Consider the following 14,511-nt stretch of genomic DNA (forward strand, 5'->3'; position numbering starts at 1 on the left):
CCGAACACTGAATCGCACAGGCTGGACTGGATCGCTATCACTACGAACAATTCCGCCTTGAACTTGAAAGGACCACCGACAACGCAAAAATTTCGACTTCACTTATGATACGGTTCACCGCGCTGTCTGAAACGGCAAGTTATTTTAAAAGACCATCGGGACTTGCGTGGGTCTTATTCCGTCTCGACAGGGATAGATAAAAGGCACCTATCGTCCTATAGGACAAAAGTCTTAAAGATATCTGTTAAAATTGACCATCTACCTGTTATTATAGAAATAGAAATGTGCAACTTGTTGCCTATCTATTCCATTCATCATAGGGGTTGCTTCTATGCTTCTAAGAAAAAAGCTGCTGCTTTTTACCACTCTCATGACGCTGATCGGACTCTTCCTAGTGGTTATGGGCTTGAACCGGATCCTGCTGCATCGTTTCTCGGCATTGGATGAAAGCGCCCTCCGTTCGGATATGAATAATATTCTCTATTCCCTATCGGATGAACTTCAGATTATCCAAACAAACATGGTGAATTACTCCGCATGGGATGAAACGTATCGGTTTGTACAGCAACTGCCTAATCCGAACGCCTATGAGGATTCCTACATTCAAAGCAACTATACCAGTGAAACCTTCAGCATTAACAAAATGGATATGATTGCTCTATTGAACGCAAACGATCAAGTTATTTATGGTAGACAATATGATTCCGTATCTAACCAACAAATTTCTCTCTCCGCTGAATTTGCGAACCTGTTTCTCTCAAACAATGCGTCTTTATTGCAATTTTCCGGGCCTCTCGACTCTAATAAGGGTATTGTTCTTGTGGGTGGCGCTCCCATGCTGATCGTATCGTTACCGATCGTCACAACGAATCTTGAAGGCTCTATTCAAGGCACGATGATCGTTGGCCGAATGCTGGATCAAGAGCAGATCGACAGAATAAGCGAACGCAGCCAATCGGAAATCCATGTACAGGACATTTCCGCATTAACGAACGAGAATAGCGGCAACCAGAAAATTTGGTTCCTTAAGCAACCCCGCAATCAAATACAGGTGTTTGCATCCGTAGAGGATATTTTCGGCAATCCAGCCCTCGTCATATCCACGGAGAAACACCGAACAGTTTACGAGAGCGGCCGAGAATCCGTGTATACTTTTGCCGCATTACTCTTTGTATCCGTTATTATCGCTGCGATAATTGGAATCGCCTTTATTAATCGTTCCATCTTGAGCCGAATCACGGCGCTTGTAGAGAACATTCGCAATATCGGGAAAGAGAAGGATTTCTCCCTACGGATTCAAGAGAAGGGGAATGACGAATTTACCGCCCTCGAGAATGAATTTAACCGCATGATGACATCCTTGGAAGATGCTCATGCGGTCTTAAGAGAACGCGCTATCGTCGATCCGTTGACTGGGCTCTACAACCGTTCGTATTTTTACGATAAATTGAATGCAGCGATAGAAGATGCCAAGACCAGGGAGCATCATATAGCCGTTTTATTCATCGATCTGGACAATTTCAAATCCGTCAACGATAAGTGGGGACACGATCATGGCGACGACTTGTTGATTGAGGTAACCAGACGAATCGTATCCTGCGTCAAGCCTTCCGACATCGTTTCCCGCTTGGGAGGAGACGAATTCACCATATTGCTGTCTGCCAACACGACACACGAACGCTTCGTCGATCAGGCCAAACATATTCATCAAGCATTGGCATTCACTTATCCGATCCAAAGCCACCTTATCCCTATTTCCGCTAGCATGGGAATGAGTATATATCCCAATCATGGCGCGGATGCGGAAGAACTCGTTAATAATGCGGATACGGCCATGTTCCATGGCAAAAAAACGGGACGAAAATCAATGTTCACGTTCTCCGATCTTCTAGTGGATAATATGAAGAAAAATACGATTCTGGAGAAGCAACTTCTATCCGCTGTTTCCGTTGGAGAATTCGAAATTCATTATCAACCTATCGTAACCTGCATATCGAACATCCCCATGAAGCTCGAAGCTTTAATTCGGTGGAACAATCCGAGCTTCGGACTCGTACCGCCATCGGAATTCATTCCGCTTGCCGAATCCACAGGCACGATAGGCGATATTGGTGCTTGGGTAATCAACCGGGTATGCTCGGATTTGCGTATTTTCCATGAAGAAGGCATAAAGTTGAAAGCCGCCGTCAATATATCCGTACTTCAGTTGGAACAGCAAGACCTCTTGAATGTTTTTCTGCAAGCAACAACAGAACATCAGATTGATCCCGAATGGATCGAGCTAGAGATCACGGAAACCACCTTGATGTCCAGCGAGAAGGCCTTAACCGTACTACGGCAACTCAGAACGCACGGCTTTGCAGTCTCGCTGGATGATTTCGGGACAGGTTATTCTTCCCTAAGCTATCTAAGGCGTTTTCCCGTTGATACGATTAAAATCGATCGCAGCTTCATTTCGGAATTGGATTATCATCATTCCGACAAAACGCTTGTCAAGACCATCATCGATTTAGGTCACAATCTAGGTTTAAAAGTCGTAGCCGAAGGAGTCGAAGATTCCAAGCAATTAGAGATTCTGAAGCAGCTTGGATGCGATCTGATTCAAGGTTATTTTATCAGCAAACCAATGAATATGAATGAGTTAAAACCGGTTCTCCTTAGATACATGAGTGGAACCCATTCTGGGAAACCCTACTTGGTTTAAAAACCTCCAGATCGTCATCATCGTTTTTTCCCATGATCATGGAAGGACGAAAGATATGCGTATGTTCGAATTCCAGTCTTGACGGTGCCTGCTTTCCAAAACAGATAAAGATCGCAATCCCCTCGGCCAAGATGGTCTTAGGGAATACGATCTTTTATTTTGAGAGCCAATAAAGGGCGGCCTTTTCTCACTATGAATTTATTCTCACCTTACTTGCTCTTCTGAGCCAGCATATTCAACAAAACTGTTACAGCCTCTGCTCTTGTCGTATGAGCTTGCGATACAAATGGATTATTGCCTTTTCCTTGGACAATGCCTGCTTGTTTAGCATAAGCAACACTGCTTCTTGCCCATGCAGGAATAGCTGCATGATCTGCGAAGCCAGTTGTAGCATTCGCTTCTATAGCCTGATTCGAAGCATTAGCAAGACTTACTGCCATCTCTGCGCGTGTAATCTTTGCAAGGTATGAAGTCTTCCTTTTCCCACTTCTTATGCCCCTGTTGCATACCAAGTGAAACATGTATTTCGGAACCTTCGTATGGAGTCTCAAAAATATACGGGGGAAACGGAGCCCCGTTGTGGAGAGTGTTACTTCTTTGATTATAGATTTTCTTTAAAAGTAGAGCTAAATTCTGTTCATCGATCCTGCCGATTTCAGGCCGAGAGGATTCCTCCTGCGCGAACAGTCTTCCCCTGAGCAGGCTCAAAACACCCCTGTCATCTATGCAACTTCTCGACTCGGTAATTGGTTAATGAGAGAAATTTTTTGCCGTCACTTATGATACGGTTCAGCTTAACGGGTCTATCGGCGAAAAGTGCGCCTAAGTGTGCCGCGCGGCGGAGTTTCGAGCTTCAAAGCGAACTTGCGTTTTGTAGTTCGGCTCTGCAACATAAAGCTTACCAAACTACTGCCAGAAACCACGTAAACTGCCAAAAAGTGAATCGTACCTTCAGGATCAAAAGATTGCTTGAGAAGATCCAGTATCCGTTGTTACTTTTCCTTGGTGCCCGCAAAGGGCGACCAAGCGGATCTTGATCCACCCGTTCGGCCACCGCCTTTAGTGTTTCGATATTGGTAACATCGACGATTACCGGCTCGATATTTTTGCGTTTGATTTTGTCGGCGTCTTCCTGACGACGAACCCCCGCCAAAACGTGAAATCCTTCAGCGGCCAGCTGCTCCGCGGTAGCCCTACCGGTGCCGCTGGACGTACCTGTGACCATGACCAGTTCTTGAGTTTTGAATGACATAGTAACCCTCCTAGGTTTGATAAGATTGGATCACGGTATAGCACTGCTATAAAAATATTATAGCGCCGCTATACAAAGTTTTCTATAGCGGTGCTATATATTTTACGGAGTGTTGTCATGCGGCTAGAACATCGTTTTGGCGGGCGTTGCGTGATGCACTCGGCGCTCACGAAGTACCATGGCGGGAGGGGTTGAGATTTATCGTTGCGTTGAACTTATGGAAAGAAATGGTAGTCAGCCTCTTCAGCGCAAAGTCTGCCACAGTTCTCCAAATACTTGGCACAAATCCAAAAGGACTAGTGCTCGCATCCTCCAAACATAAAAAAGATCGCCATCCTCCTGGAGGTCCAGGTTGGATAGGCGATCTTTCTTTTACGTCTTCTAAATTAGGGCTATGCCTGAAGTCTCCAGGCTCTGTCATCGAATCCCTCATTTTGAATCGGCGCTCGGCCTTTGGATCAAAATGATCTGCATTACGCTTTCCCGAATGAGATCAACGACGTCGGGTTGGGGTGGGGGTGCCTTACGAATCTGGGCCGTCACATACAGCCAAGAGGCCGTATTGGCGGAAGCCCAGACCAGATCTGCCGCAGCCTGGGCTGACACAGCCAGTTTGCCTTCGACGGCGACTCTCTGAATATTTTGCACTAGCGCTTGGTACGAATGATCTGCCGCCTCGATATGGGCGCCCTCGAGCAACCGCCCCATCATCGCCGCATAAATCCGAGGACGGGTTGCCGCGAAGCGGACATAGTCATCCCATCCTTGACGAAGAGCCATCTCTGGAATGGTGGACTCCACTGCGGCAATCTTGCTTTCAAATAACTGTTTGAATGCTTCCACTATAGCTGCACTCAGGAGTCCATCGGCATTGCCGAAATGGTGGTAGAGTGTAGGAGCCGTAACTTGCGCGATCGCAGTTACGGCTCGCGTCGAAAATTGGGCTCCTCCCTCCTCTTCGAGCACCTTAAGAGCAGCTGCCAATATTTTGTCATATGTGTTCATAGGTCCATTATAGCAGTGCTATACGCGTATGTCCATGGCGAAGGTTGTACGCCTGTGACCATTATCCCTGTAGCCAAAAAAGGTACTGAGCATTTTTCTTTTAGATTAACTTCCTCATTGTACAGAAGAGATGAAGCTACTGTCGTGGATATTTTAAGTTGGGCAGAGCCAAACCTATTAGTGAAATCGCAATAAAATTATTCGCCATACTTGTGATACGGTTCTATAAATCTTCACTTTGCTTTATCTTGAAACGAAAATTACAACTATTCGATTGTCAAATTTAAATACCAGTTTATATACAGTCAAAGCCTCTCAGGGACACTTTCATATACGTGGTTGTTAACATTAATACGCTTTCAACTAAAATCTAATATACTGCCTTTAGGAAATTTGTTACAATTACATTGATATAGCTATAAGACACACCAAACGTTTATCTAGGAGGGTAAGAATGTTAATTCTAAGATCTTATGAAATAAATAATTTTAAAAATATTCAAAACTGGGGGCCAATAGGCGACAAAAAACTATCTGTTATTTCTGGTGTAAATAGCGGTGGTAAATCCTCTTTAATCCAAGGATTACTCTTGCTCAAAGATATTGTTACAAGTAAAAACGAAGTCCAAATTGATTTTACTGGGGCAAACGTTCAATTAGGAGATTTTGAGGATGTTATAAATAAAAAAAATGGAGCCAATACAATAGATCTTAAACTGGATCTCTTATTTAAAAGATCTGATAAGTATAACGACTTCTTTATTGATTTGCTTAATTCCCTGAGGGGACCACTATATTTTATCGAAAAGGAAAGACTAAATGAACTAAATGAAATATATATTTCCCTCTCCTTTTCCTTTGGACTAATTAGGAAGGCCGCTCTCCAGCCGGGAAAGCTGGGAATAATGAAATTTAGGGTTAATTATCAATATGGAAAACAGAATTTATTTATGGAAATTGAACACAAGAATTTTAGTTATACGGTTTCATCTAACCGACCCGAGATGGTATTTAAGCAGAATTTTATTAATTTCTTTTTTGATATTAAGGACGCGGAAGATTCAATAAATAACCCAAACAAGGTCTTAAAAGATTTTAGTGCTTCTATAGATGAACGTTTAAAAGAAAATCTGAGTATCTCTTTCGACAACCATCTTTACCCTATATTTATCTATCCTAGCAACCTGGGGAAAACAAAAAAAAGACAAAGTTTGTTTATTTCTGATCTATTTAATACAAAAATTAATAAAATACTGGAATACCTGACTGATGGAATTTATTATATTGGGCCTCTAAGGGAAGACCCAAAGCTCAGCTATTATATTCGTGGTATAAATAAGGACGATATTGGGGTTAAAGGCGAAAATGCACCAAAAGTTTTCTTTTTGAGGCAGGAACGTACATATTTATTTAGTACTCCTCCCCTAGAAAGCAATACTTTATTTTTGAATAAACAAAGGGCTTCACTTAGGGTTCATGTTAATAAATGGGCATCATATATTCTTGGTGGAAATATTAGTTATAAAGTTGAAAAGTATAGCTCGGAAAACTATGGTCTATTCAATATGATCGATGGACACAAGAATCGAATGACTAATGTTGGTGTCGGAACAAGTCAGATTTTCCCTATTATAGTTGAAGGAATTCGAAGAAAATTTGGATTATTTATTCTAGAGCAGCCAGAAATTCACTTACACCCATCAGCCCAAGCAAGATTGGCGGATTTCCTAATTAGTGTAGCAATAGATAATAGTCTTAAGGTAATCATTGAAACTCATAGCGAGCACTTGATAAATCGATTGGTCAGAAGAAACATTCGACGCGAATTAAATATTGACGACACAAGCATATTATTCGTCAGTAAAGGAAAGCTATTCAACATTAGTCGAGATGAAATTGGTATGATTAACGAGTGGCCACCGGGATTTTTAGATACTGGGTTATACGAACATGAGCAATTATATTTGGATCAGATAAACCGACTAAATGAGGAAGAACAGCTATGAGATGTGAATGTGAAACTTGCTCAATTAATTCTGCTGGTGGAACATTGGTAGTCCTTCATGACGACTGCTTCGAAGTAAGCCCTCAAACTAAATTACTAGGTCTAAAAAAGGTCGCAGAAATAATTCGTTTAATACAATCAATTAATCAGTTACAATATTTCCTTATTGATTACGGTTATATTGATATTATTACAAATTCATTTCCATATGACTCGGACCAGTCTAGCAAAGTACATCTGCAATCGATAATTCAAAATTTCACGAGAGTCGCATTTAAAAAGAATATTACCTTGGAATTTGGCATATCAACATACGGAGAAACTATAAAACATCTTGCAGAAAAGTATACTCAAAGAGAAATAATTGTAGTTTCCCTAAAAACACCTTCAGGATATCAAAAAATATATAATCAGAATTTCTACTTCTGGAATCCTTTTAATAGTGATGACTTTACATATAAAAGATATTTTGTACATTCTGATAAGCATACGGTGTGGAAAGGGGTAAACGAGCATACATTCTGTCCAATAAAGGAAGATGAGTTGAATTGTGCGCTAACTCGTGCAATAAATATAAATGACCAGGTTCAGTACAATCAATCTAATAAACTTCATTCCTATCATGAAAAATATCATCTTATAATTGAAAATAAAAAAACCATAGAGAGTTTAAGAGCGATGACTTTTTCTGCATTCGCTGGGAGTTTAACAATTCAAATCATGTATGTAGAATATCATGGATACCAGATTAGCTCCTACGGTAAATCAACTATAATAGAAGCCTTTAAAAAAATCGGTCTTGTAGTAGACGATAAAATTGCTGATTCTAGCGATTACTTTTGGGCAAATGAGTTTCGTATGTACCAGGATTTAAAAATCAACAAGGGTATATTGAGACAAATAATTGACTATAAACGAATAAAAAAATAAGATACGAACTTTAAAATCCTACTTAATGATATGGATGACCGTATAAATTATCAAGACATCCCATCCCTAATCTTCCGATGGGATGTCTTTTACATGTAATATTTTTCTATAACTTATTATTTCAGTTATACACTAATATGCACGGCGATCATTCCCTTGAGTTATTCAGTTCTCCACCTGCCTTCATGATACGTTATACTCACAGTAATCGTTTTGCGCAAATAGTTCGCCCTACTTGTGATACGGTTCACCTTATACGCTATAACGGCTAAATTTCTGATGCTCCTTTGCCTTCGCTGAGACCGCCGCAACAACTGCTTCTTCGAACCACCTGCGGGAAGTGTCAGTAGTGTCCATTGATTTCCTGCCATTGACACTACTGACGCCACTGACGCTTTTTTAGGTTGGAAGTTGGACCGGAGCTTCCGACTGCCCTATTATTTACTCACTCTCACGTATTTCGGATTAATACTAACCGTCTCATCGAGGTATTTCTTCCAGCAAGTATTATCCCTGGATGGGTCGTTAGCCTGTTCTGTGAAGTACGCACCCATGCTTCCATTATCAAACTTGAAGTAATCCCTTCCCCTCTGATTCCCGAACAAGGCAACCATCGCGTAGTTGTAGCTCGAACTGACTGCAATACCTGTCTTCTGCATCGGTATTCTTTTCTGTATCTCTTCTATTGTATATGTGACCCCATCACCAATTCCATCCGCATCCAATGATTGGAGTAGCAGAGCAAAGAGCAGATCGGCATTGGATCGTAACGTGATTTCACCTATATTGAAGACCTCTGATGAGAACGAGTTCCAATCATACTTTTTTGAAACTGCTGGAGCCACTTTGGATCGGGACACTGGAATGACTTTCACCTTATGCTTCCCATACATCATGAGGAACTTATCCAGCTCCCGCTTATCCCCCTTCGCCTCTTTGACCGCTGGAAGTACAGACCGTACGAACGCAGAAAAATCTATGATGTCCTCTTGGCTTACAGGCACCCTCTTCCAAACCCAATCTGGTCTTACTGTCGACATGAGGTAGTTCATTGCTCGAAAATTATGCTGATCTATGATTTCCACTTTCTTAGAGCATATTAGATGCGACAAGAATGCTATTGTGATGAAGGATTGGTGACCTGCCAGTCGCTCTTCCCAGAAGGAAAAAATGTCTTCAAGTCCCAGCTTACCTGCTTCTGCAAACTCAGGCCAATGCTTCATTAACTTAGCAATGATGACCTTATGGGCGGGGATGTAATTGGATTTCCCCCAATGCCCGTACTTCCATTCGAAGGCTTGACGTATTTCATCATGTTCAACATTTTTAGGATTAGAAAAGCTTTCTTTCCATTTCAGATACGGCACTTCTGGATATTTCGATACCTCATACTTGATTGTGTATTCCCCAAAGTGTTCTGAGATGGTCTTGGCTATCGACTCGATTTCCTTCTTCGTCAATTCGGACATATACCGATCCTCCATATTCTCTTAGATTCAGTTTCCCATAAGACTCTTGGTATGTCATCTGTTGTGTTCTGAATACGCCTATCATCGAAATACATTTGGCATCGCTTCCCCGCTTTGACCTGCATTTAGTGTCAGTGTTGTAAGTAGTGACAACAGCAGTTCAAAATCATTTTTGGAGCCACTGACGCTTATTTAGGCTGACAAGAGATTGCGTTCACTCGAACAGTCAGATGGCAATTGAAATCTGCTGACCTTGGATCTCTCGCTTCATCTGGACAGCAAAAGACCCCTCTGCATGGATCGCAGAAGGGTCAGCGGTTAAAAAATGGTGTACCGTATTCTCATCGAAGTTCATTTCAATTTGGTCGATGGTTCGCGTATCTTTGATCGTGATTTGCTTGATGACTAGATGCATGAGCATCTTTCGCTGATCGAAGGATGATGTATCTAGTAGCTTATGAAATTTGTCCAGCAACGAATGGACGACCTCGTAGGACACTGGTTCGGCATTATCTTCCCTAAGCTCAAGAATCAGGTCGGCCTTCTTCGCGTGGAGTCGGTCAAGTTCACTGTTTATGTCATCGAGGCGCTTAGAGAACATGCTCTTATCCAGTCCGTCCCTTTCGTACAGATCGAAGTATTTTTGCTTCCTCCCCTCCAACTCAGCTATTTTGGATACGATATGGTCGAGTTCTTGCTGAAGGGGCTTTATTCGCTTTGTTTTTCTTTCATTAATATTCTTTACAATGGCTTTGAGAATTTTTGGCTCTGACAGCACTTCCTTCACGCGATCGACCACGTACAGCTCTGCATCCTGCTTTCGAATGCTATTTGCACTGCACACTTTGCTACCCTTGTTACGAAAGTTGCTACAGGAGTAGTAAAGCCGTGTGACCTTACTCCCATCTTTTTTTCGATTCTGTACACGGTTCGCCACCATCTTAGCTCCGCACTTCGGACACCGAATGAGCCAGGTTAGCAGAAACTCGCCGTCGAACCGCTTCAACGGAACTACCGACTTCTTCTTACGTAGATACTGCACCTTCTCCCACAATTCATCTGAAACAATTGCGGGATGCTGCCCCTCTTCGTTGATGGGCTCGTCGTTGCGTCCCTTACGTCGTTTCTCACTCCAATTTTCAAATTTTCCGTAACGTATTTTACCAGCGTAGAACGGATTATCCAAGGTTTCCTTTACACCACTGATGGAGAATGGCCCTCCCGTTTTAGTCACATAGCCCTCATGATTCAGCTCATTAGCAATTGACTTGAAGCCTCTACCCATAGCGAACCGTTCAAAAATTTTGAGCACAATGCCCTCCTCCTGTGGCACAATCTCAACCTTCGATTCCCGATTCCGAACACCGTTTACAACATTCGCAACACTACGGTAGCCCAGCGGCAGCTTACCATTGTGTTTCCCTGTCCTAGCTCGTTGTTTATGTCCCATCTTTACGTTATCAACGATTGTATTACGTTCAAACTCTCCCACAGCTCCCATGATATGCATCATGAATTTTCCGGAAGAAGTTGAGGTATCGAATTGCTGTTCTGAAACAGACTTGAAGGAAACACTATGCTTATCCAGGAGCTCAATGATATGCAGCAGGTCCTTCATTTTTCGTGCCAACCGATTCATTTTCCAAACCAGCACCATATCTAACTTACCTAGTTGCACATCTTTCAGCATCCGCTGCAGTTCTAATCGGTGATCCATGCTCTTGCCGCTGATACCTCGGTCAATATATTTATCAACGATTTCGAACCCCTGCTCATTGCAAAATGCACACAACGTCTCATCTTGACCATCAATCGAGTATCCCTGCTCTGCTTGCTCTTCAGTACTAACTCTTATATATATTCCAATTTTAGTTTTATTTCCGTTTTTTATAACCATGATTCCGGTTACCCCTTCCATTTGGTCTTCAATTGCTTTTCTTCCATTTGTCCGGTTAGTTGCAGTTGTTGTAATTGGTTACTACCATGGATGACAGCCTTCGAGATGTCGCGGTCATGTGGCAGTGTGATCTTATCGAACAAGCTTTGAAGCAATTGTTTTTGCTTCTGCGCAGCTGCCATTCGGAACATTTTGTGAAACTGTTTCAGCGCGTTTCGGATGCTATCCGTATGCAAAAATTCTATCCGTGGGTTCGAGAGTTGTTGTTCTACACCTATAAGAGCGGATTGCTGCATCGTTTGCTGCTCTTTCAATTCGGTCAGCCGGCCCACAAAGTCCATGTGGTCAATGTGTCCGTCTTCAAACAACTCGAAGCAGCGCTGCTGCCTCTTCTCAAAAGCTGCAAGTTCCTTCTCAAGCCTTATCCGTTCATGCTCTAGCGGCATTCGCTCAATGTCCCTTTTCAGATTCACGGCCACGACAATTTGTCGTAGCAGCTCAGGACTCATTACAAGATCTTGAATTTGACGGAAGAACCATTGTTCTACATCATTGGCACGAATCGCATTTGTATGGCAAGCGGAGGCACCGTAATTAGCATAGCGTGAGCAAATATAATAGTAGTTCTGCCTGATCGTACCGTTCTTGTTGTAGTTTTTCGTGTGTGCCGCTGTCATGCTATACCCACATTCAGGGCATTTTAGCAGGCCAGTCAGCGGGGAATGGCGTTTAATCGTTTTCGTTGGTGGACTCGAGCGCGTGCCATACCTTGATTGCACCTTATCCCATAGATCCTGTGGGATGATCGGCTCATGTTCGCCGTCCACACACTGCACGACCCCATCTGTCTTTAATCGCTTCTTGCTGGTTCCGATGCGAATTTTCCCAATATAATTGGGATTGGTCAGTATACCCCTAACCGCCGCGATACCAAAGGACAGCCCTTTTTTTGTTTTATACCCCGTCGCATTCAATCGGTTCGTAATAGCCTTTAGCCCTAGCCCATCAGCATACATTTGAAATATATGCTTTACAAGCTGCGCCTCACTACGAACGACCTCTAGTTGAGACTGACCTTGCTCTGGCAATTTATGCCACTGGTAGCCAAGTACCAGGTTTCCACTGTTCCACTGGCCCTTTCTATTTCGTTCATCAATACCCAACTTGGCATTGTCAGAAATTTGGTTGCGCTCTAGCTCAGCGGTTGCCCCTATTACCTGCACCATAAGCTGTCCCATAGTAGAATCTGTTTGAATATCCTCTGTCAAGCTCTGAAAGCCTACGTTATGCTTGTTGAAGTGTTCAAGTATTTGTAGTAGATCATTCAAGTTTCGAGCCAAACGGCTGATCTTCCAAACAAGAACGACTTGAAATTGATTCTGCTTAGCATCGGCGAGTAGTTGCTGTAAGGCAGGACGTCCTTTGATTGATTTTGCCGACTTACCTTCTTCTACGTAGCATTTGGAGATGGAAATATTATGTTGACGACAATGTTCTTGAAGCGCGTCTAATTGTGCATCAATACTAAATCCAAACACTTGCTCATCCGACGAAACGCGGATATATAATGCCGCTTTAGGCGACAATTCGGTAGTCCTCCGTTCCAAGCAACTCCGCAACAAGCAGATGATTGACAAGTTCTTCTGCGTCCGCCAGTATGATAGGCTCCAACCAAATCATAGTCTCTGCACGGTTTGCTGCATTTCTTTCTTGCATGGACATGTAGTTGATAATCATGTCTGAAAGCAGATCAATAGCGGATTCTAGTTCGTATTTCACATTAAAGCCCTCTCTCATGGCGGTTCCCCCTTGAAGTGTATGGTTGAAAATAAGAGCCTCCTTCTTTTTCAAGAAGGTGTGCATGCTCTATTTAAGATTACGACTATTCTTGATGATCTCGATTGTAACTTGAAGGGCAATGACAATGAGGTTGATAATTTGGGATTCATATGCCGTAACCTCTCAGTATTCGGATGGCAGGAGCATCGTCACGTACTCGCCGCTATCAATGATCCAAACGGTAACATTAATCAATGGCTCATCAATGCCAGGAAACCTGCTCGTTTTTGTACGTTCCGGTTGTTCCTGAGAATGGCTGATTTTTTGAACCATAAGGCTTCCAACACTCTCAGCGGTCAGGTCAAATACTTGAAGATAGTCCATCTGTACTCCACTTCGAATTTGCTCGTCTAAAAGCGCCCATAGGGTCAATTGCCATCGGGGATCGATGATTTTGTTCACGCCCCGCGTTACATATCGTTGGGAGTTGAATGCGTAAGTCAAATTAGATCAACCCCTTCTCTTTCATTGACAAGAATCTGTTTGAAGAGCCGAGTATGAGATGATCTAACATCTCTATTCCCAACAGATTTCCTGAGTCTACAAGCCTTTGAGTGATCTGAATATCCTCTGGGCTTGGTGTCGGGTCACCACTCGGGTGCCCATGCGCGCAAATAATAGAGGCGCTATTAGAGAGAATAGCCGCTTTGAAGCATTCCCTAGGGTGAACCAACGATGCGTTTAATGTTCCGACAGATACCATATGAATGCTATTTGGCCTATTTTTTGAGTCGAGGCATAGCAGTGCAAATTGCTCGCGATCACTCTCACCACCGAAAAATTGAAGGAATAATTGATGAGCGTCCTCTGGCGTTTTGACGACCCTTTCGGCTAGGAACGAAGATTCTCTAACCATATTTATCCTGACTACCTCTACTCGTTTTCGGGGAAGAGCTAATTCCGCCTCATGTTTTGGTAGGTTTAACTTAGTTGTACGGTAGCTAGGATTATTCATTGATCTACCGCCTCCTTTCTATCCAAATAGTCGTTCAGCCAAACAGATAATTCTAAGTCGTTGGCGAAGTCTTCTGTCACTAAAAACAGCATTTGCATGTAGTCATTGTCAAGAAGTACGTTGACTTGGTAGCAGGTCTTGCCTGTATCCGACAGGCTCACCCATTCAACAAACTCTGGGTGGCAGCCAAGCAGTCCTCCATCTTCGCCGCGTAATCCAGCAATGGGTAGGTCACGGACGTTATCGCCTTTTTCAATGAGATATAATCCTCCGTGATTGTCTAGCATAAACCCTTCCCCGTTATCTTCTTCGTGGAAAGCAGCCTCCAGTTGCTTAAAGTAACTTTGTAGATGGATTTGAAAGGATGGTTCCAGTACCTCGGCCTGTACAAGGCAATCTAGGTCATGTTTCGTTCTTATATTTCTCATGGGCGTTTCCCTCCGTGAAGTGAATTGG

13 protein-coding genes are annotated in these 14,511 nt (G+C 42.8%); 3 read left to right on the top strand and 10 right to left on the bottom strand.

The window, feature by feature from the left end; all coding sequences use genetic code 11:
- Positions 1-331: 331 nt before the first annotated feature.
- Entirely contained in the window at positions 332-2,704 is a 2,373-nt protein-coding gene (locus AC06G8_RS22385; RefSeq protein WP_480284002.1) for an EAL domain-containing protein, read from the top strand.
- A gap of 209 nt (positions 2,705-2,913) precedes the next feature.
- Here the strand turns inward: AC06G8_RS22385 and AC06G8_RS22390 are convergent, their stop codons facing one another.
- The 3 genes from AC06G8_RS22390 to AC06G8_RS22400 form a co-directional block, all read right to left on the bottom strand.
- Complete coding sequence (locus tag AC06G8_RS22390) at positions 2,914-3,144, bottom strand: S-layer homology domain-containing protein (RefSeq protein ID WP_480284003.1); 231 nt, start codon at positions 3,142-3,144, stop codon at positions 2,914-2,916.
- A 458-nt stretch (positions 3,145-3,602) separates the two neighbouring features.
- A complete protein-coding gene (locus AC06G8_RS22395; RefSeq protein WP_480284004.1) occupies positions 3,603-3,956 on the bottom strand; it encodes an SDR family NAD(P)-dependent oxidoreductase in 354 nt (117 codons plus the stop codon).
- A 429-nt stretch (positions 3,957-4,385) separates the two neighbouring features.
- Entirely contained in the window at positions 4,386-4,961 is a 576-nt protein-coding gene (locus tag AC06G8_RS22400) for a TetR/AcrR family transcriptional regulator (RefSeq protein ID WP_480284005.1), read from the bottom strand.
- 454 nt (positions 4,962-5,415) lie between these two features.
- Here AC06G8_RS22400 and AC06G8_RS22405 point away from each other — a divergent pair, with 454 nt between their 5' ends.
- Positions 5,416-6,966, top strand: coding sequence for an AAA family ATPase (locus AC06G8_RS22405; RefSeq protein WP_480284006.1), 1,551 nt, complete (start codon positions 5,416-5,418; stop codon positions 6,964-6,966).
- On the top strand, positions 6,963-7,895 hold the full coding sequence (locus AC06G8_RS22410) for a hypothetical protein (protein ID WP_480284007.1): 933 nt from the start codon (positions 6,963-6,965) through the stop codon (positions 7,893-7,895). The genes AC06G8_RS22405 and AC06G8_RS22410 overlap by 4 nt, the downstream gene beginning before the upstream one ends.
- A gap of 437 nt (positions 7,896-8,332) precedes the next feature.
- On the opposite strand, the gene AC06G8_RS22415 is transcribed toward AC06G8_RS22410, so the two are convergent.
- From AC06G8_RS22415 to AC06G8_RS22445, 7 genes are all read right to left on the bottom strand, one after another.
- Entirely contained in the window at positions 8,333-9,364 is a 1,032-nt protein-coding gene (locus AC06G8_RS22415; protein ID WP_480284008.1) for a hypothetical protein, read from the bottom strand.
- Positions 9,365-9,590: 226 nt separating this feature from the next.
- Positions 9,591-11,261, bottom strand: a complete 1,671-nt coding sequence (locus AC06G8_RS22420) for a recombinase family protein (RefSeq protein WP_480284009.1) — start codon at positions 11,259-11,261, stop codon at positions 9,591-9,593.
- Positions 11,262-11,269: 8 nt separating this feature from the next.
- Entirely contained in the window at positions 11,270-12,847 is a 1,578-nt protein-coding gene (locus AC06G8_RS22425) for a recombinase family protein (protein WP_480284010.1), read from the bottom strand.
- Positions 12,837-13,058, bottom strand: coding sequence for a hypothetical protein (locus tag AC06G8_RS22430; protein ID WP_480284011.1), 222 nt, complete (start codon positions 13,056-13,058; stop codon positions 12,837-12,839). The genes AC06G8_RS22425 and AC06G8_RS22430 overlap by 11 nt, the downstream gene beginning before the upstream one ends.
- Before the next feature lie 165 nt (positions 13,059-13,223).
- Entirely contained in the window at positions 13,224-13,544 is a 321-nt protein-coding gene (locus tag AC06G8_RS22435) for a DUF960 family protein (protein WP_480284012.1), read from the bottom strand.
- Between the two features lies 1 nt (position 13,545).
- The gene (locus AC06G8_RS22440) at positions 13,546-14,055 is read right to left on the bottom strand and encodes a JAB domain-containing protein (protein WP_480284013.1); all 510 of its coding nucleotides are present in this window, start codon (positions 14,053-14,055) and stop codon (positions 13,546-13,548) included.
- Positions 14,052-14,483 (bottom strand): hypothetical protein, encoded by a 432-nt coding sequence (locus tag AC06G8_RS22445; RefSeq protein WP_480284014.1) that lies wholly within the window; start codon positions 14,481-14,483, stop codon positions 14,052-14,054. The genes AC06G8_RS22440 and AC06G8_RS22445 overlap by 4 nt, the downstream gene beginning before the upstream one ends.
- Positions 14,484-14,511 lie beyond the last annotated feature (28 nt).

This window comes from Paenibacillus sp. SJS-P3, from assembly GCF_056711585.1.